Source organism: Aliidongia sp. (assembly GCF_035943795.1).
Taxonomy (GTDB): domain Bacteria; phylum Pseudomonadota; class Alphaproteobacteria; order ATCC43930; family CGMCC-115725; genus Aliidongia.
In genome coordinates this window covers 1-17,803 of sequence record NZ_DASZBY010000088.1, presented here as the reverse complement: position 1 = coordinate 17,803, position 17,803 = coordinate 1, and the positions used below count along the sequence as shown (strand labels likewise).

14 protein-coding genes are annotated in these 17,803 nt (G+C 68.0%); 7 read left to right on the top strand and 7 right to left on the bottom strand.

From position 1 onward, the window contains the following. Position 1: 1 nt before the first annotated feature. Positions 2–1,393: a PLP-dependent aminotransferase family protein gene (locus VGV37_RS16045; protein ID WP_326880703.1), complete on the bottom strand. Its 1,392-nt coding sequence runs from the start codon at positions 1,391–1,393 to the stop codon at positions 2–4. Positions 1,394–1,608: 215 nt separating this feature from the next. Between VGV37_RS16045 and VGV37_RS16040 the strand changes: the two genes are divergently transcribed. The 6 genes from VGV37_RS16040 (at position 1,609) to VGV37_RS16015 (ending at position 9,905) form a co-directional block, all read left to right on the top strand. Then, positions 1,609–2,880, top strand: a complete 1,272-nt coding sequence (locus VGV37_RS16040; protein WP_326880702.1) for a hydroxymethylglutaryl-CoA reductase, degradative — start codon at positions 1,609–1,611, stop codon at positions 2,878–2,880. Positions 2,881–2,915: 35 nt separating this feature from the next. Continuing rightward, positions 2,916–4,118 (top strand): ABC transporter substrate-binding protein, encoded by a 1,203-nt coding sequence (locus VGV37_RS16035; RefSeq protein WP_326880701.1) that lies wholly within the window; start codon positions 2,916–2,918, stop codon positions 4,116–4,118. Between the two features lie 140 nt (positions 4,119–4,258). Then, complete coding sequence (maiA, locus tag VGV37_RS16030; RefSeq protein ID WP_326880700.1) at positions 4,259–4,912, top strand: maleylacetoacetate isomerase; 654 nt, start codon at positions 4,259–4,261, stop codon at positions 4,910–4,912. Between the two features lie 39 nt (positions 4,913–4,951). Continuing rightward, entirely contained in the window at positions 4,952–7,288 is a 2,337-nt protein-coding gene (locus tag VGV37_RS16025; protein ID WP_326880699.1) for a xanthine dehydrogenase family protein molybdopterin-binding subunit, read from the top strand. Positions 7,289–7,417: 129 nt separating this feature from the next. Next, the gene (locus tag VGV37_RS16020; protein ID WP_326880698.1) at positions 7,418–8,818 is read left to right on the top strand and encodes an MFS transporter; all 1,401 of its coding nucleotides are present in this window, start codon (positions 7,418–7,420) and stop codon (positions 8,816–8,818) included. 67 nt (positions 8,819–8,885) lie between these two features. Then, positions 8,886–9,905 (top strand): DUF2235 domain-containing protein, encoded by a 1,020-nt coding sequence (locus VGV37_RS16015; RefSeq protein ID WP_326880697.1) that lies wholly within the window; start codon positions 8,886–8,888, stop codon positions 9,903–9,905. A 35-nt stretch (positions 9,906–9,940) separates the two neighbouring features. Here VGV37_RS16015 and VGV37_RS16010 read toward each other — a convergent pair whose 3' ends face one another. Both VGV37_RS16010 and VGV37_RS16005 read right to left on the bottom strand, forming a co-directional pair. Then, complete coding sequence (locus VGV37_RS16010) at positions 9,941–10,882, bottom strand: NAD-dependent epimerase/dehydratase family protein (RefSeq protein WP_326880696.1); 942 nt, start codon at positions 10,880–10,882, stop codon at positions 9,941–9,943. A gap of 283 nt (positions 10,883–11,165) precedes the next feature. Beyond that, a complete protein-coding gene (locus VGV37_RS16005; protein ID WP_326880695.1) occupies positions 11,166–11,546 on the bottom strand; it encodes a tautomerase family protein in 381 nt (126 codons plus the stop codon). A gap of 173 nt (positions 11,547–11,719) precedes the next feature. Between VGV37_RS16005 and VGV37_RS16000 the strand changes: the two genes are divergently transcribed. After that, a complete protein-coding gene (locus tag VGV37_RS16000) occupies positions 11,720–13,906 on the top strand; it encodes a hybrid sensor histidine kinase/response regulator (protein WP_326880694.1) in 2,187 nt (728 codons plus the stop codon). 18 nt (positions 13,907–13,924) lie between these two features. Here the strand turns inward: VGV37_RS16000 and gcvA are convergent, their stop codons facing one another. The 4 genes from gcvA to VGV37_RS15980 form a co-directional block, all read right to left on the bottom strand. Further along, positions 13,925–14,824 carry a transcriptional regulator GcvA gene (gene gcvA / locus VGV37_RS15995; RefSeq protein WP_326880693.1) on the bottom strand — a complete coding sequence of 300 codons (900 nt, stop codon included), beginning with the start codon at positions 14,822–14,824 and terminating at the stop codon, positions 13,925–13,927. Between the two features lie 260 nt (positions 14,825–15,084). Further along, positions 15,085–15,723, bottom strand: coding sequence for a hypothetical protein (locus VGV37_RS15990; protein WP_326880692.1), 639 nt, complete (start codon positions 15,721–15,723; stop codon positions 15,085–15,087). Between the two features lie 12 nt (positions 15,724–15,735). After that, positions 15,736–17,112, bottom strand: coding sequence for a type II and III secretion system protein family protein (locus VGV37_RS15985; protein ID WP_326880691.1), 1,377 nt, complete (start codon positions 17,110–17,112; stop codon positions 15,736–15,738). Between the two features lies 1 nt (position 17,113). Next, positions 17,114–17,803 (bottom strand): FHIPEP family type III secretion protein (locus tag VGV37_RS15980; protein ID WP_326880690.1); only part of this gene is annotated, 690 nt, incomplete at its 5' end.

Below are 17,803 nucleotides of genomic sequence, written 5' to 3'. Positions count from 1 at the left end.
TTTACTTTCCGGCCAGATAGATCTTCAGGAAATCCAGGAACCGCTGGTCGCTGGCATAGGCGACGTTGATGCGGATGGCCGGGCCGGCGGCCAGCCGATCCGGCATGAAGACGGCGCCAGGCGCCATGAAGATGCCGTGCTCGACCGCACGGCGCGTCAGATCGGCCTCGTCGACCGTATCCGGCAACAGCGCCCACAGATAGAATCCGCCCGACGGCACCCCGAAGATCCGGACGCCCAGGCGATCGAGCTGCCGCAGCGCGCCGACGGTCGACTCCTCGATGCGCGCACGCAGGCGCTGCAGGTGCCGGCGATACTGGCCGCTGACGATCAGGTTGTGGATGATCCGTTCGATATGGTCGCTCGTGCTGACGATGGTCAGGATCTTGAGATCGGCCAGCGCGTCGGCCAGCGGCTGGCCTGCCGCGATATAGCCGACGCGCAGGCTGGCCGACAGGGTCTTGGAGAAAGTGCCGACATAGGTCACCCGTTCCAGCTGGTCGAGCGCTGCGAGACGCGGGCTCGAGGGTGGCAGCACGTCGGCGAACGGATCGTCTTCGACGATGTGCAACCCATGGCGCTGGGCGATCTGCAGCATCCGATGAGCGATCGGCAGGGTGAGCGACCCGCCCGTGGGATTATGCGCGAGCGACTGGGTGAAGAAGACTTTGGCATGGGTGGTCGCGGCCTTGGCGGCTAGGTCCGCCAGATCGGGCCCGTCGGCCAGGCGCCGGATGCCGACCATTTCGGCCTTGGCCAGCTTCAGCTTGCCGAACAGCGGATAATAGCCCGGGCTGTCGACCAGTACCGCGTCGCCCGGCGCCACCAGGTTGCGGACGATCAGGTCGAGCGCATGGTTGGCACCCTGGGTCAGCAGGATCTGGTCCGGCGACGCCGTGATCGACCGCTCCGCCAAGGTCAGCGCGATCCGTTCGCGCAGCGGTCGGAAGCCGCGCGGATGGCCGTAGCCATGACTGACCTCGCCACCCTGCCGGCTGCCGACGGCGTTCAGATGCCGGCCGACCTCGGAATCCTCCATCCAGGACGGCGGCGGCCGGCCGTCGCCGACCCGGACCGCGTAATGCTGCTCCAGCTGCTCGCGCAGCAGCGAGACCAGGTCCAGCGCCTCGGCGACATGGGGCGGCCGGGCCGCCATCGGCTTCAGGCGGATCGGCCGGACATAGTAGCCCGAGCCCCGCCGCGCCTCCAGGTAGCCGAGCGCGACCAGCCGGTCGTACGCGTCGGCCAGCGTGTTCTTCGACACGCCGTGATTTTCCGCTGCGCGGCGGATCGCCGGCAGCCGCTCGCCGGTCTTGAGCGTGCCGCCCTCGATCAGGCCGATGACGCTCTCGACGATCCGGGCGCAGCGCCCCGGCGTCTTCTCGATCGACATGGCTCCAGCTCGCGATTGTACCAGTGATCTCACTGGTACACTGATTGCGCTACTTCTGGAAACTGTCCCTTCCGGATGCCTCGGATGAACGCGACACTCCGCGCCGTAACAGCCGCACCAATGCGGTACTCTGGGAGGATCATCGGGCGTCGCCTCGCGCGGCCCGTCCCGTCGCTTCCCGGCCGAGCCACCCCGTGGAAGGACAAGACGCGCCCATGACCGGTCCCAGTTCCCGCATTTCCGGATTTCACAAGCAGTCGCTGGGCGAGCGGCTGGACACGGTCGCCCGTTTCGCGGATCTGGACGCCGACACGGTCGCCCATCTGCGCGGCCTGGGCCAGGTCGACCCGCATCTGATCGACCATCTGATCGAGAATGCGATCTCCGCCATCAGCATTCCCATCGGCATCGCCACGAACATGAAGGTCGACGGCCGCGACGTGCTGGTGCCGATGGCGACGGAGGAATCCTCGGTCGTGGCCGCCGTCTGCAACTCGGCCCGCCAATGCTACGACACCGGCGGCTTCGTCGGGTCCATGTCGGGCGCGCTGATGATCGCGCAGATCCAGCTGGTCGGTTTGAGCGACCCGTTCGCCAGCCGTATCAAGATCCTGGAGCGGCGCGACGAGATCAAGGCGATCTGCGACGCCTGCGATCCGATCCTGCTGCAACTGGGCGGCGGCTTCCGGGACGTCGAGGTGCGGGTCATCGACACCCTGGGCGGCCCCATGGTCATCACTCACCTGATCGTCGACACGCGGGACGCCATGGGCGCGAACGCGGTCAATACCATGGCGGAAAAGCTGGCGCCGGAGATCAGCGCCTGGACCGGCGGCCGGGTCTACCTGCGCATCCTGTCCAACCTCGCCGACCGGCGCCTGGCACGGGCGCGGGCGACCTGGACCTGCGAGGCGATCGGCGGCGAGGCCGTGCGCGACGGCATGATCAGCGCCTATCAATTCGCCGCCGCCGATCCCTACCGCGCCGCCACCCACAACAAGGGCATCATGAACGGCGTCAGCGCGGTGGTGCTGGCCACCGGCAACGACACGCGCGCGGTCGAGGCCGGCGCCCATGCCTATGCCGCCCGCGACGGCCACTATGGCAGCCTGACCCGCTGGGAGGTGACGCGTGAGGGACATCTCAGCGGCACGATCGAGCTGCCGCTCGCCGTCGGCCTGATCGGCGGCGCCACCAAGCTGCACCCGACAGCCAAGGCCTGCCTGAAGCTGCTCGGCGTGCATAGCGCCGAGGAACTGGCGCGGATCATCGCGGCCGTGGGCCTCGCCCAGAATTTCGGCGCGCTCAAGGCCCTGGCCACGACCGGCATCCAGAAGGGTCATATGGCGCTGCACGCCCAGAACATCGCGATGATGGCGGGCGCCGTGGGGGCCGAGATCGAACAGGTCGCCCGTGTCCTGGTCGCCCAGGGCACGGTCCGGGTCGACCGTGCCGCGGCCGAACTCAAACGCCTGCGCGGCAAATGAACGAACGAACCAAGAAGCGCTTTAGGGAGGATTCCATGAAACTGTTTTCAGCCTTTGCCTGTGCGGCCCTGCTGGCGAGCGGCAGTGCCGAGGCCGCCATCAAATCGGACGCGATCACCATCGGCGTGCTGACCGACATGTCCGGCTTCGCCAGCGACTCGACGGGCGCCGGCTCGGTAGCGGCCGCCGAGCTCGCGGTCGAGGACGTCGGCGGCAAGGTCAACGGCATCCCCGTCAAGGTCATCGTCGCCGACCACCAGAACAAGGCCGACATCGGGGCGGCCACCGCCCGCCGCTGGGTCGAGGAAGGCAAGGTCGACGCGGTCGTCGACGTGCCGTTCTCCTCGGTGGCGCTGTCGGTGAACGAGGCGGTGCGCAACGCGCCGCATACCGCGTTCCTGGCGTCGGGCCCCGGCACCGCCGACCTCACGGGCGAGAAATGCTCGCCCAACACGGTGCATTGGACCTACGACACCTGGGCGCTGGCGAACGGCACCGCCAAGGCCGTGGTCCAGAAGGGCGGCGACAGCTGGTTCTTCGTCACGGCCGACTATGCCTTCGGCCAGGCGCTGGAACGCGACGCCGCGGCGACGGTCATCGCGTCGGGCGGCAAGGTCGTGGGCAGCGTGCGCCATCCCCCGAGCACGCAGGATTTTTCATCCTACCTGCTGCAGGCCCAGGCCTCGAATGCCAAGATCGTCGGGCTGGCGAACGCGGTCGGCGACACGATCAATTCCGTCAAGCAGGCGGCCGAGTTCGGCCTGACCCAACATCAGACGCTGGCGGCGCTGCTGATGCAGCTGACCGACGTGAACGCGGTCGGCCTGCCGGCAGCCCAGGGCCTCTATCTGACCGAACCGTTCTATTGGGACCTGAACGACAAGACCCGTGCCTTCGCCAAGCGCTTCGGCGCCAAGCGCGAGGGCCGCATGCCGACTGGCAACCAGGCCGGCGTCTATTCGTCCGTGCTGCAATACCTGAAGGCGATGGCGGCCGCCGATACCGAGGAGGTGGGGCCGATCCTGGCCAGGATGCGCGCCGCCCCGATGGAAGATCCGCTGTTCGGCACGACGACCCTGCGGATCGATGGTCGCGCCGTCCATGACATGTACCTGTTCCAGGTCAAGACACCGGCGGCTTCGAAGGCGCCATGGGACTATTACCAGCTGATCCAGACCATCCCGGCGGCCGAGGCCTTCCGACCCCTGAACCAGGGCCATTGCCCGCTCGCAAGCTGACGCCCGGGAGACGGACCCGGTACCGCGGCCATTTTGTCGCGGTACCGGTCCTGGCTGCCCCTCGACGGATCATCGGAAACGCTGCAGCCTGGAGACTGGCCGGCGCGATTTCAGCGCATGACGGCCGGAGACCTCGGCCGATGATCAGGATGTACGGCTTTTGGCGTTCCGCCGCGTCGTTCCGGGTGCGCGTGGCGCTCAACCTCAAAGGCCTTGCCTTCGAGGAGGAGATGATCGACATCGACGCCGGCGTGCAGCACACGCCGGACTATCTGGCGCTGAACCCGGCGGCTGCCGTGCCGTCGATCCGGATCGACGACGGGCCGCCGCTGACCCAGTCGCTTGCCATCCTGGAATATCTGGAAGAGACCCATCCGACCCCGCCCTTGCTGCCCGCCGACGCGCGCGGCCGGTCGCGGGTACGCGCATTGTCGCTGATCTGGGCCGCCGACCATCATCCGTTGATCACCCCGCGCATCCGCCGCTACCTGGCCGACGAAATGGGCCAGGACGAGGCCGCGCGCACCGCCTGGATCCGGCACTGGTTCCGTGAAGGCCTGGCGGTCGGCGAGGCGCGGCTGGCCGGCGATGCCGCGACCGGCCTGTTCTGCCATGGCGACACTCTGACCTTCGCCGATCTGTGCCTGGTCAGCCAGGCGGCTGGCGCGCGCGGCTTCAAAGTCGATTTCAGCGACTTGCCGACGGTAAGCCGCATCGTCGAGAATTGCCTGGCGCTGGACGAATTCGCCCGCGCCCATCCGCTGCGCCAGCCCGGCGCGCCGGCCCAACATTGATCGATCCGGACGGAACCAATGCCCCCTGACAGCGATCCGATGCTTTCGTCCCCGTCTCCGTTCGGCATCGGCCAGCGGGTCACCCGCACCGAAGATCCCCAGCTGTTGCGCGGCGCAGGCCGCTATACCGATGACATCAACCTGGACGGCCAAGCCTATGCGGTCATGGTGCGCAGCCCCCATGCCCATGGCCAGCTGAGCGGCATCGACGCCAGCGAGGCGCTCGCCATGCCGGGTGTGCTGGCGGTCTATATCGGCGCCGATCTGGCGGCCGCCGGCTATGGCGGGCTCAGGTGCCCGGTCACCCCGATCGACCGCCACGGCAAGCCGATGCTGGCGCCGCGGCGCCCGGCACTGCCGACCGAGCGGGTCCGCTTCGCGGGCGAGGCCGTCGCGGTCGTGATCGCGGAGACCAGGATGCAGGCCAAGGACGCGGCCGAGCGGGTCATGCTCGACATCGCTCCCCTGCCCGCCGTCACCGATGCACGCGCGGCGAGCGAGCCCGGCGCGCCGCTGGTCCATGACGAGGTGCCCGGCAACCTGGCGCTCGATTTCCATTTCGGCGATACCGATGCCGTCGCCGCTGCGTTCGGTCGTGCCGCCCACGTGACGCGGCTCGGCCTCGTCAACAATCGCGTCATCGTCAACGCGATGGAGCCGCGCTCGGCGATCGGACGATACCAGATCGAGGACGGCCGCTGGGTCCTCAACGTCGGATGCCAGGGCGTGTTCGGCTTGCGCAATTCGCTGGCCGCCGACGTGCTGGGCGTGCCGCCGTCCCAGGTCCGGGTGCTGACCGGCCAGGTCGGCGGGTCGTTCGGCATGAAGGCCGGGGTCTATCCGGAATATGTCTGCATCCTGCATGCGGCGCGTGCGCTGGGCCGGCCGGTGAAATGGACCGACGAACGGTCGGAAAGCTTCATGTCCGACAATCACGGCCGGGCCCACGACATCGATGCGGAGCTGGCGCTCGATGCCGACGGCCGATTCCTCGCGGTTCGGATGACCGGCTACGGCAATGCCGGGGCCTATCCGGGCCTGCCGCTGCCGATCACCATGAACGCGGTCAAGAACATCCTCGGCGTCTACCGCACGCCGCTGATCGAGGTCTCTTCAAAGAGCGTCTTCACCAACACCTCGACGGTCGGCCCCTATCGCGGCGCCGGCCGGCCCGAGGGCAACTACTACATGGAGCGCCTGATCGACACGGCGGCTGCCGAGATGGGTATCGACCGGATCGAGCTGCGTCGACGCAACCATATAGCACCCGAGGCCATGCCTTACAGCTCGCCCTCCGGCATGGCCTATGACACGGGTGAATTCGGCGCCCTGCTCGACCAGGCGCTGGAGCTTGCCGATTGGGACGGGTTCGAGGCGCGTCGGCGGGACAGCGCCGCCCGGGGGCGGCTGCGCGGGCGGGGCCTGGGCAGCTATCTCGAGGTCAATGCGCCGCCGTCCAAGGAGATGGGCGGCCTTCGCTTCGAAGAAGACGGCACCATCACCATGGTCACCGGCACGCTCGACTATGGCCAGGGCCATGCCGCGACCTTCGCCCAGATCGTCGTCGAGCACCTTGGCGTGCCGTTCGAGACGCTGCGCCTGATGCAGGGCGACAGCGACCAGTTGCTCGCCGGCGGCGGCACCGGCGGCTCACGCTCGACCAACGCCAGCGGCACAGCGCTGCTCGAAGCGGCCGAACTGGTGATCGAGAAGGGCCGCGAGGCCGCCGCCTTCGTGCTGGAGGCGGCGAGCGTCGACATCGAATTCGCCGACGGCGGCTTCGGCATCGTCGGAACCGACCGGCGCATCGGGCTGATCGAGCTGGCGCGCCAGGTCCGCACGCTGGTCGCGGCCGGCAAGGCGCCGCCGGAACTGCCAGAGACGCTCGACGTCGCCCATGTCTCCGACAACCCACCCTCCGCCTTCCCGAACGGTTGCCACGTGGCGGAGGTCGAGATCGATCCGGAGACCGGCGTGGTCGAGGTCGCGGCCTATGCCATGGTCAATGATTTCGGCACGGTCATCAACCCGCTGCTGGTCGAAGGCCAGCTCCATGGCGGCGTGCTGCAGGGCATCGGCCAGGCGCTGCTGGAGCACACTGTCTATGACGAGCAGGGCCAGTTGCTGACCGGCTCGTTCATGGACTACGCCATGCCGCGTGCGATCCACGCGCCGCCGTTCCGTTTCGCCAGCCACCCGGTGCCCGCCACGACCAACCCGCTGGGCGTAAAGGGCTGCGGCGAGGCCGGCTGCGCCGGGGCGCTGCCGGCCGTGATGAACGCTCTGGTCGACGCGCTGGCGCCCTTCGGCGTCCGACATTTCGACATGCCGGCGACGCCGGAAAGGGTGTGGCAGGCAATACGGCAGCACACGTAACCGTTCGTTCACGCCACTCGAAAACCGGCAACCCGCACCCAGCGTTGCGTTTTTCGATCTCGCCATCGGTGGGGCCCCATGGATCAATGCAAATGCAAGTTTCCGCCGCTTGGGCCCGCACGGTGATCGATGGACGAACTGGACGAGACGCCCGCCGCGCCGCCTGTCGCGGCGGACGGTCTGCCACCGGCGCGGCGGCGCTGGGCGGTTACGACCCTGGTCATCGCGGTCGGCATGGCGACGCTGGACACGGCGATCGCCAATACCGCGCTGCCGACCATCGCCGCCGATCTGAATGCGAGCCCCGCCGCCTCGATCTGGGTGGTCAATGCCTATCAGCTGGCCCTGATGGTCTCCCTGCTGCCGCTGGCCTCGCTCGGCGACATCCTCGGCTATCGGCGGATCTATATCGCCGGGCTCGCCGTCTTCACGCTCGCCTCGCTGGTCTGCGCCGCCTCCTGGTCGCTGCCGACCCTGGCCGCCGCACGCGTGTTCCAGGGTTTCGGCGCCAGCGGCATCATGAGCGTCAACACGGCGCTGATCCGCTTCATCTACCCGTCCCGATCGCTCGGTCGCGGCGTGGGCTTCAATGCGCTCGTCGTCGCCGTGTCCTTCGCCATCGGTCCCACGGTCGCCTCGGCCATCCTGTCGGTCGCATCGTGGCAATGGCTGTTCGCGGTCAACGTGCCACTGGGCCTGTTCGCGATCGCACTCGCCATCCCGGCCCTGCCCCATTCCGACCGGGCGACCTACCGGTTCGACATCGCGAGCGCAGTCCTGAACGCCGGCACCTTCGGCCTGCTGATCGTCGCGATCGGCGAGGCCGGCCATCAGGCCTCGCCGACTTCGATCGTGGCGGAATTCCTGGGCGCCGGCCTGTTCGGCCTGTTCCTGCTGCGCCGGCAGGCTGCCCATCCGGCGCCGATGCTGCCGGTCGACCTGTTCCGCCGGCCGGTGTTCGCGCTTTCGGCCGTGACCGCCGTCTGTTCCTTCGCGGCCCAGGGCCTGGCATTCGTCTCCTTGCCGTTCTATTTCCAGGGTGCGCTCGGCCGCACCCAGGTCGAGACCGGGTTGCTGATGACGCCCTGGCCCGTGGTCGTCGCCATCGTCGTGCCGATCGCCGGGCGGATGTCCGACCGCTATTCGCCGGCTATCCTCGGCGGCTTCGGCCTGGCGATGCTGTGCCTGGGCATGGCGCTGCTGGCGCTCTTGCCGGTCCATCCGACCGTGCTCGACATCGGCTGGCGCATGGCGATCTGCGGCTTCGGCTTCGGCTTTTTCCAGTCGCCCAACCTCAAGGCGCTGATGGCGAGCGCGCCGCCCGGCCGCAGCGGCGGGGCGAGCGGCATCGTCGCCACCGCCCGGCTGCTGGGCCAGAGCACGGGCGCCGCCCTGGTGGCACTGTGCTTCGGCCTTTCGTCCACTCAGGGTGCCGCCCTGGCCTTGGCGCTGGGCGCCGGATTCGCCGGTGCCGCCAGCATCGCCAGCTTCCTGCGCCTGGTGCCGTCCGAGCCGGTGCCGACCCGATAGATCGCCGTCATTGAAGATGCGCACTTTCCGCGTACTATCGTAGGATAAACCTGCGGGGGAGGCGTTGATGGCGAAGAATATCGTCGTTTGCTTGGATGGCACCTGGAACCATCCAGACCAGACGGCGGATGGTCAACCGGCCGATACCAACGTCTACAAGCTCTACAAGAGCCTCGTCACCAGCTCGAACCAGCTGCCGTTCTACGACGATGGCGTCGGCGTCGACGGAACGGCCTTCGAGCGTTTGGCCGGTGGCGCGATCGGCGACGGGTTGTTCGGCAAGATCAAGGACGGCTACACCAAGATCGCCCATAGCTACCAGGACGGCGACCAGATCTTCATCTTCGGCTTCAGCCGCGGCGCCTATACCGCGCGCAGCCTGGCCGGCATGGTCGCCGTCTGTGGCCTGCCCGATCCGGACAAATTCGTCGACCAGACGACCGAGGATGCATTCGACGCCTATCGGGCAGGCACGAACCGGCGAGCCCTGCTCGAGGCACTCGGGGCCAAATACGGCAACAGAATCGGCGGTACCGCCGGAAACATCGACATTGCCGTCGTCGGCGTCTGGGACACGGTCGGGGCGCTGGGCATTCCGGGCGACATCTTCCAGGGCTTCAACGCCCAGTTCTACGGCTTTCTCGACACCTCGCTGCATCCGGACGTCAAGGCCGCCTACCACGCCGTATCGATCAACGAGCGCCGGTTCGAGTTTCCGGCGACCCTGTGGACATCGGCGCCCGCACCCGGGCAGACGATCGACCAGCAATGGTTTGCCGGCAACCACGGCGATGTCGGCGGCGGCTGGCCCGACAGTGGTCTGTCGGACCTGACCCTCGGCTGGATGATGGAGCGCGCGCAGTCGCAGGGCGTGCTGATCGATCCCGCGATGTACCAGCGCTACACGACGCTCGACCCCAAACTTGCGCTGGGGCCGATCCATGACGCCTGGACGGTCGTCTGGGGTCCGCCGGCAACCCGGCCGATTCCCCCGGGGGCGGTGATCTCGACCCATGTGGTGGCGCGCTGGCAAGGCGATACGACCTATCGGCCGTCCAACCTGCCGCCGAACTTTCCCACACCCTGATGCGGGACGAGGGCGGGGGTACCGCCCTCGTCCCGCTATCGATTCTTGAGGCTGTCGAGCGTCGCGCGCAAACCATCGGCGATCTCGGTGCGACAGTCGATGCCGAGTTCCGAGCGAAGCTTGTCGGGCGCGCCCAGCGAGACCCGGATCTCGCCGGCGCGCGGCGTCGCGAACGTGATCTCGGCGTCGATGCCGCACAGGCCGGCAATGGTCCGGGCCAGGTCGACGACCGAAGTCGATCGGCCGGTGCAGACGTTGTAGACGCCGGTCGCGACGCCGGGTTTACCCGCGATGCCCGTCATGGCGGCGCGCAGGCTCGCCACGACATCGAGCACATAGACGAAGTCGCGCGTCTGTTGACCGTCGCCGAAGATCGTGATCGGCCGGTGCGCGCCCAGCCGGTCGCAGAAGATCGAGATGACGCCGGAATAGGGCGACTTCGGGTCCTGGCGCGGGCCATAGACGTTGAAGAAGCGCATGCCGGCGGTCGGCACGCCATGGACCACGCCGGCGACCCGGGCATGCAGCTCGCACCCGAACTTGTCGGCGCCATACGCCGACAGCGGGCGGGTCGGCGACTGCTCGGTCAGCGGCATGGCCGGCTCGTCGCCATAGACCGCGGCCGACGAAGCATAGACCACCGGGATACCCGTGCCGCCCGGCACCCGTGCCGCATCGAACACGGCGATGGCGCCGGTCAGGTTCGCCGCGTGGGTCCCCAGCCAATCGAGGTTGCCACGCTCGACCGACGCGATCGCCGCCAGATGGAAGCAGCCGTCGACCCCCACCATCGCCTGGCGCACGAGCGTGGCGTTGGCGACGTCGCCGACGACGAGTTCGGCCGTCGGCGGCAGGTTCTCGCGCTTGCCCGTTGACAGGTCGTCGAGCACCCGGACCGTATGGCCGTCCCGCTCCAGGCTTTCGATCAGGTGGGATCCGATGAAGCCGCAGCCTCCGGTAACCAGATATTTCCCCATGCGAATTCTCCTCTGGCCGATCGCCGGCGGTACCGGAATGCCACGGGCTGCGACGTCTGCGCCAAGGAACGCTTCCCCGCGGCAGTGCGCCCGCCCAGCCTTATAGCGAGGGGTCGGTGCGAAAATTCTTAACGGCCGCGGTCGTATCCGCCGGTCTTGCCGCCTGCGCGACGGCCCCCAATTCCACCTCCCGCGGACCGCGACCGCGGCATCGCTGATCTCGAGCGCGGTCGGGCAGGCGGCCGATCATCTGAAGCTGGACGGGCCGCCGGGTTGACCGGGTTCAGGCGTATTGCGCCTCGCCGTTGCCGAACGACCAGTTTTCCTTTTTCACCTCGACCAGACCGATGAAGACGTCCTCACGGCGCAGGCCGATGCGCTGGTGCAGCCCGTCGGCGACCGCCTTGTAGAACGCTTTCTTCATTTCGAGGGTGCGCCCCTCGTTGAGCGTCACCTGGATGATGATCGCGTCCTTCGAGCGCTGAATGTCCAGGTAGGTCGGATCGATGACGAGATCGCCCACGGCATGTTCAGTGATGATCTGGAAACGGTCGTTCTTCGGCACGTTGATGGTCTCGAGCATGGCCGTATAGATCACGTCCCCGACGGCGGCGTGATATTCCGCCGGTCTGCCGGCCGGAAGGTCGATGCGGACGAGGGGCATGGGCTTCTCCTGAGAAACGAAACGATGGATCGAGGTAGCGGATCATAAGCCAGCCGCCATGATCGCGAAACGCGTACCGAGACAGGGTCTGCCCTGTATCGGTATGATATGGCCATGCCCGATCTGGAGCGGCCTCGGATGAAGACGGGAATGGAAAGACGGGGATCGTGCCGATGACGGGCCGCGACTGGGCTCGTCAATGGCGCGACAGCCGGCCGACCCGCTGGGCGATCGCAGGCGGCGCCTTTCTGGCGATGCTGGTCCTGGCGACCACCCTGTTCGTCATCCTGGAAACCCGCGCCAAGGAGATCGCCGACTCCAAGCGCGAATTGATGACGCTCAACCTGTCGCTGGCCGAACAGACGGCGCGGGCGATCCAGGGGGTCGACCTCATCCTCGGCGGCATCGTCGATCAGGTGAAGGCTGACGGCGTGGAGTCGGCCGAGGATTTCGAACGGGTCGAAGCGGGCTCCATGACCTATCGGCAGTTGAAGGCCCGGGCGGCCGACGTGCCGCAGCTCGACGCGGTGACCATGATCGCGGCCGACGGCCATCTGATCAATTTTTCCCGTTACTACCCCATCCCCACGGTCAACGTGGCCGACCGCGATTATTTCCAGGCGTTGCGCGACACGGCGACATCCCGCCCCTACCTGAGCGCACCGGTCGAGAATCGCGGCACGGGGACCTGGACGCTCTATGTCGCGCGCCGGATCAGCGATCCCTCGGGCCGGTTCGTCGGCCTGGTGCTGGGGGCGATCAACCTCAGCTATTTCGAGGATCTGTATAAGGCTCTGCAGCTGGGACCGGGCAGCGGCATCAGCTTGTGGCGTCGGGACGGCATCCTGCTGGCGCGCTACCCCTCGATCGAGGGCATCGGCAAGATCTTTCAGATCAAATCCTTCACCGAGACATTGTTGCACAGCGACGTCGGCGTCTACGAGACCGCTGCCTCGATCGACGGCTACAGCCGGATCGTGGCGACTCGCGCCTTGCGGGACTATCCGATGGTCGTGAACGTCACCCGTTCGCTCGACGATATCCTGGCCGACTGGCGGCAAACGTCGAGCGTCATCGGCGTCGCCGGCATCCTGTGCGCCCTCGCCGTCGCCCTGGTCGCCTGGGCGCTGGCCCGCCAATTCGGCACCTACGAGAGCCTGAGCCGCGCGTTGGGCGAGAAGGCCGAAGCCGTGCTCGCTCGCGAACGCGCCGAGGGCCAGCTCTACCAGTCGCAGAAGCTCGATGCGGTCGGTCAGTTGACCACGGGCATCGCCCATGATTTCAACAACCTGCTGACCGCGATCATGGGCAATCTCGAATTCCTGAATTTCGAGAAGCAGAGCGCGCGAACCGAACGGTCGCTCGCGGCGATCCAGAAGGCGGTCGATCGGGCCGCCACGCTGACCGGCCAGTTGCTGGCCTTTTCCCGCAAGCAGCATTTATCGCCCGAAGCGGTCGACTTGAACGGGCTGATCGGCAACATGACCGAGATGCTGCGCAGCACGCTGGGCGGCACGATCCGGGTCGAGCTGGCGCTGCGTGCGGACCTGTGGCGCGCCCTGGTCGATCCGGTGCAGATCGAACTGGTCGTGCTCAATCTGGCGATCAATGCCCGCGACGCCATGCCCGCCGGCGGCGTGCTGACCATCGCGACCGACAATGCGGCGATCGGCGAGCCCGTGCGGCACGACGATCTGCCGGCAGGCGAATATGTGCTGATCTCCGTGGGCGACACCGGCACCGGCATGACCGACGACGTACTGGCGCGCGCGTTCGACCCGTTCTTCACGACCAAGCCGCCGGGCAAGGGCACCGGGCTCGGCCTCAGCCAGGTCTACGGCATGGTCCAGCAGTCGAGCGGCGGCATCCGCATCGAAACGGCGGTCGACCAGGGCACGATCGTCCGGATCTACCTGCCGCGCATCGTGGCGGCGACGGCCGAGGCGCCCATCGTCACCCCGGCCCCGACGGCGTCCATGGATCCCAGGCCGACCAGGATCCTGGTCGTCGACGACGATCCGAGCGTCCGGGAGACCGTGGCGGAAATGGTCGACAGCCTGGGATTTTCGGTCCTGTCGGCGGAGAATGGCCATCAGGCGCTCGACCATCTCGCGGCCGACCGGTCGATCGACCTCGTCATCACCGATTTTGCCATGCCCGAGCTGAACGGCGCGGAAGTCGCGCGGTGCGCCCGTCACATGCGGCCCGGCCTGCCGATCATCTTCGTCACCGGCTTCGCGGATGTCGAAAGCCTGCGGGGCGAGGCCTGGGTCCTGCAAAAGCCCTTTCGCCGGGACGGGCTCGCCGCGAAGCTGCGCCTCGCTTTGCCAGGCCAGGTCGCCGACGCCGCCCGATCCTGACCGGCGATCCGCAATCGCTCACGCCGGGACCGGACCATTCGCGGCGTCCAGGATCCAGCTGCGGAAGGCAGCGACCTTGGATTGGCGGCGATTGCCTTCCGGATAGACAAGGTAATAGGCGAAATCCTCGAGCCACGCCGCATCGGCCAGCTTGACCAGCCGTCCCTCCGCGAGTTCGAGCGCCACCATCGCGGCGGGCAGCATGCCGGCCCCCTGGCCGCCGAGCACGGCCTGCAGCAACAGGCCCGGATCGTCGAATGCGGGTCCGCGCGGCGCCCCGATCTCGTCCACATCCTGCGCCTGGAACCACAGGTGCCAGCCCTTGCGATCCGCGTCATGGACATGGGGCCAGCGCACCAAGTCGGCGGGGCGTTCCGGATGGCCATGGCGCGCCACCAGCCCCGGGGCGGCGACCGGCACCACTTCGACCGTCAAAACGCGCTCACTGCGCAGGCCCGGGTAACGACCGAGGCCATGGCGAACCGCGAGATCGACCCCGTCTCGTGAAAAATCCACGAGCGCCGGCCCCGTGACCAGCTGCAGATCGATGTCGGGGTGGGCGTCCTGGAACGTCGTCAGGCGAGGCACCAGCCAGGCGGTGGCGAAGAACGGCGTGACGCTGACGGTCAGGATCCCGGTGTCGGCCGCCGGGGTCACGCGTCGGCTGGCCTCGACGATCTGCCGGAAAGCGTTGCGCACCGGCGGCAGGTAGTTCTGGCCGGCGTCGGTCAGGAGAATGCCCCGGTTGACCCGCCGGAACAGGGCGACGCCGAAATGCAGCTCGAGGGTCTTCAGCATCTGGCTGACGGCACCCGGCGTGACGCATAATTCTTCCGCAGCGTTCTTCACGGAAAGATGCCGCGCCGTGGCTTCGAAGGCGCGGAGCGCGTTCAGTGGCGGCAGCTTGTGGCCGGACATTAGTTTTCCTGACGCTGGTTCCTTGGAAGATCTGTGGTGCCGTCGACCGGTTTGCAACATCATTTCGAACCGGAGCGGCCGCGGAGACCCAAGATGTCGGTGCCCGGCCGACACGGATCGAATTAGCTGGCCTTAGTCGAAGGCATAAAGCTGCCATCCATGGGCGACGGGGGTGTCCATGGGTTCGACGTCATCGCCGGATCGGCTGTTTCACGGTGGGCTGGTCGTTACGGTTCGCCCCGCCCATCTCGCCTGGGATGTCAATGCGGGGTTGTCGGGGCCGCGGTTTGGGATGTGTTGGTGGCGAGGTTGGCGGCGGCATCGGGGCTCATGGTCGCCTCGCCGCCGTCTTTCAGGTAGCGGAGCGCTGCGTGGCCGATCGGGCCGGCCGGGGCGGGTCCCGGGGCGCGGCCGTGAACCAGGTCGCCGGGGGCATCGACCATTGCCCGCAGATTGAGGGCGTTGCTGCAGCCTGCCGGGCGCAGGCCGCCGAGCATGGGTGCTGCGTCGACGGCGCAGGCGGCCGAGACGTAGGCCTTGCGCGCAACGATCACGACGGCTTGGTCGATCGGGCCGGCGGCCAAGTCCCCCGGCACGGCGATGGCGCCGGTGCGCTTGACAGCGCGGAGCATGGTCGCCTGGGCGGCCGCGGCCGACGGCCCGGTCGCATCGACGCGGATCGCGGCATCGCTCGCGCCGTTGTGCGCGAGGAAAGTGGCGAGGGCCGCGTCTTCGCCCGGGGCCAGCGCCGCGCCTCCGTCCGCCAGGATGGCCTGATGGCGCACCTCGATCCGTTCGGCATGGAACGCGTCGTCGGGCGGCGCCTCAGCCACCGGCACGCAGGCGCCGAGCAGGGCCACGAGCGGCATCAGTCCGACGATGAAGGAAAGCCGCGGCATCGGGAGTCTCGCTCAGTTGATGATGAAGCCGGCGAGCCCGGCGCCCGGCAGGCTCTGCTGGCGCGGATTGAGCGTCGCATCGGCGAGCGGATCGATCCGGTCGGTCGGTTCCGCCAGTCGCGGCTCCGCCACGGGGTGGACCAGGTAGGCGGTGATCAGGATGACGAGTTCGCTTTCGTCGCGCTGGTATTGCGAGGAGCGGAACAGCGCGCCCAGCACCGGCAGGTCGCCGACGCCCGGCAGCTTGTCGAGATTGTCGCTGACATTGTGCTGGAACAGGCCGGCGATCGCGAAGCTCTGGCCGCTGCCGAGCTCGACCGTGGTCTCGGCGCGCCGGACCGAGAAGGTGGGCGCGTTGAAGCCGTTCACGGTCACCGTGCTGTTCTGGACGATCGAGCTCACCTCGGGCTTCACCCGGATGCCGATGCGGTCGTGGTCGAGCAGGGTCGGGGTGAAGGCGAGCGAGATGCCGAACGGCTTGTATTCGATGCTCACCACCTGGTTGCCCTGCGGCACCGGGATCGGCACCTCGCCGCCGGCGAGGAAGCTCGCGGTCTGTCCGCTGACCGTCGTGAGGTTGGGTTCCGCCAGCATGGTCAGCGCCTGTTCGCGCTGCAGGGCGTCGAGCAGCACGTCGATATTGGTCGAGCCGGCATGGAAGCCGCCGGTGACGGTGCCGAAGGTATTGGTCGTGGTGTTGGCGCCGCCCGGCAGGAAGCTGCCGGTCGTGAGGCCGACCAGGAAGTTGCCGGGATTGAGCATGGCCTGCCAGTTGATGCCAAGATTGCGGATGCTGGTGCGCGACACTTCCGCAAACCGGACCCTGAGATTGATCTGGGTCGCGGCCGCGAGGGAGGAGCGGTCGATCGGCTCCTTCGCGTCGGGCACGGCATTGGCGGCGACCATGCTGTCGTCGATCGCCTCGCCGACGCTGTGGGCGGCGCCGGTGACGACCAGATGGTCGCCCAGGAAGCGGAGATCGACCGTCGATCGCGGTTGCAGCCCCTGCATCGCGGTCTTGGCGGTCGCGGCATCGCGGGCGACCTGCAGGTCGATCGAGCCCAGTTGCTTGTTGCCGGCGCCGACGGCGAGCAGGTTGGTGGTGCCGACCGCGCTGCCGAAGACGTAGATGAGCTGGGGCGAGACGATGCGCAGGTCGGCGATATGGGGATCGCCGATGATCGCGGTCTCGACCGGTTCGGCGAAGCGGAAGATCCGGCCATGGCCGAGGCCGAGCATGACGGTGCCCTGGCTGGCCGGCGACGGTGGATCGACCGTCTGGGCGCCGGCCGGTACGGGAACGGCTCCGCCTAGCAGGGACAGACAAAGGATCGCGAGAGCGGCGAGCCGCCGCGCTGCCGGGCGGCGCCGGACGGGTGTCAGGCCCATCCTATTCTGCGGCATTGGAGCTGTCTGCGGCCCCGGTGACGAGATGGAGTGGCTTGGCGCCGGGGGGGCGGGCCACGCAATTGATCGAGCCCATGGGCTGCACCGAGATTTCGGAGGAGAGGTCCTGGTAGGACAGCACCGGCAGGTCGATTTCGTGGCGGACGAGCAGGCCGCGCAGCAGGCGCCGGACGTCGAACGAGGTGAGGAGGGCCGGGTGGGCGCCGTCCTGCAGCGGTCGGCGGATATCGTCGAGCAGCATGGCGAGCGCGTCCTCGGGCAGGGAGAGATAGGGGCCGATCGGGGTTTCGCGGACCGAGGCGCGGATCAGGTCCTCGGCCTCGCGCTCGACGACGAGGACCGGCAGCAGGCGCCCTGCGACGGCGTGGCTGTGGGAGATCTGCCGGCGCAGGGCCGCGCGCACATGTTCGGTCAGCAGGCCCGGATCCTGTTCGCGCGGGCCGGCCTCGACCAGCGCGCCGAGGATGAGGCGGATCGGTTTCAGGGCGACCCGCTCGTCGACCAGGCGGCGGAACACGTCGGCGATGGTCTGTGCCGGCACGATGCGCTGGGCTTCCTGGACGAGGTCGCGATAGTCCGCCTCGGCGCCGGTCAGGAGCTGGCGCGCCTCCTGGATGCCCATGAAATGGCCGAGCGCCCCTCCGATGATCCGCTCCAGGCAGAGACCCAGCGC

What these genes read in the sequence shown, in the direction of transcription:
- VGV37_RS16045 (WP_326880703.1), bottom strand. Translation starts at nt 1,393, where the DNA reads ATGTCGATCGAGAAGACGCCGGGGCGCTGCGCCCGGATCGTCGAGAGC.
- VGV37_RS16040 (WP_326880702.1), top strand. Translation starts at nt 1,609, where the DNA reads ATGACCGGTCCCAGTTCCCGCATTTCCGGATTTCACAAGCAGTCGCTG.
- VGV37_RS16035 (WP_326880701.1), top strand. Translation starts at nt 2,916, where the DNA reads ATGAAACTGTTTTCAGCCTTTGCCTGTGCGGCCCTGCTGGCGAGCGGC.
- maiA (WP_326880700.1), top strand. Translation starts at nt 4,259, where the DNA reads ATGATCAGGATGTACGGCTTTTGGCGTTCCGCCGCGTCGTTCCGGGTG.
- VGV37_RS16025 (WP_326880699.1), top strand. Translation starts at nt 4,952, where the DNA reads ATGCTTTCGTCCCCGTCTCCGTTCGGCATCGGCCAGCGGGTCACCCGC.
- VGV37_RS16020 (WP_326880698.1), top strand. Translation starts at nt 7,418, where the DNA reads ATGGACGAACTGGACGAGACGCCCGCCGCGCCGCCTGTCGCGGCGGAC.
- VGV37_RS16015 (WP_326880697.1), top strand. Translation starts at nt 8,886, where the DNA reads ATGGCGAAGAATATCGTCGTTTGCTTGGATGGCACCTGGAACCATCCA.
- VGV37_RS16010 (WP_326880696.1), bottom strand. Translation starts at nt 10,882, where the DNA reads ATGGGGAAATATCTGGTTACCGGAGGCTGCGGCTTCATCGGATCCCAC.
- VGV37_RS16005 (WP_326880695.1), bottom strand. Translation starts at nt 11,546, where the DNA reads ATGCCCCTCGTCCGCATCGACCTTCCGGCCGGCAGACCGGCGGAATAT.
- VGV37_RS16000 (WP_326880694.1), top strand. Translation starts at nt 11,720, where the DNA reads ATGACGGGCCGCGACTGGGCTCGTCAATGGCGCGACAGCCGGCCGACC.
- gcvA (WP_326880693.1), bottom strand. Translation starts at nt 14,824, where the DNA reads ATGTCCGGCCACAAGCTGCCGCCACTGAACGCGCTCCGCGCCTTCGAA.
- VGV37_RS15990 (WP_326880692.1), bottom strand. Translation starts at nt 15,723, where the DNA reads ATGCCGCGGCTTTCCTTCATCGTCGGACTGATGCCGCTCGTGGCCCTG.
- VGV37_RS15985 (WP_326880691.1), bottom strand. Translation starts at nt 17,112, where the DNA reads ATGGGCCTGACACCCGTCCGGCGCCGCCCGGCAGCGCGGCGGCTCGCC.